The 264-nt window shown below is 57.6% G+C and carries 1 protein-coding gene; it reads right to left on the bottom strand.

Going from position 1 to position 264, the window contains the following annotated elements:
- On the bottom strand, positions 1-264 hold a 264-nt coding region (locus E1180_RS00010), incomplete at both ends, for an Arm DNA-binding domain-containing protein (RefSeq protein ID WP_155189061.1).

Raw genomic sequence — 264 nt, 5'->3', positions numbered from 1 at the left:
TTGCGCGCTGCCTCTGCAAATGTCGGCAAAGACATCTTGCGCTGCTCGGTTTCCAAAAGCCTATCTCGTTCATTCAGTGGGTCCTTGCCGTTCTCCAACAGCCGCCGCGCCTGGATGCCTTTGTCTCGAGCTTCCTTCAGGGGGACGGCCGGATAGCTCCCAAGCCCCATGTCGCGACGCTTGCCGGTTTCAGGCGACACAAACCGGAATACCCACTTTGCCTTGCCGACTGACTTTCCGGGAAAGAGATAGAGCCCTTGAACA

The organism is Roseibium denhamense (assembly GCF_009711415.1).
Classification (GTDB): domain Bacteria; phylum Pseudomonadota; class Alphaproteobacteria; order Rhizobiales; family Stappiaceae; genus Roseibium; species Roseibium denhamense.
Note: the sequence above shows the minus strand (reverse complement) of the source record. Positions and strands in the feature narration are given on the sequence as shown.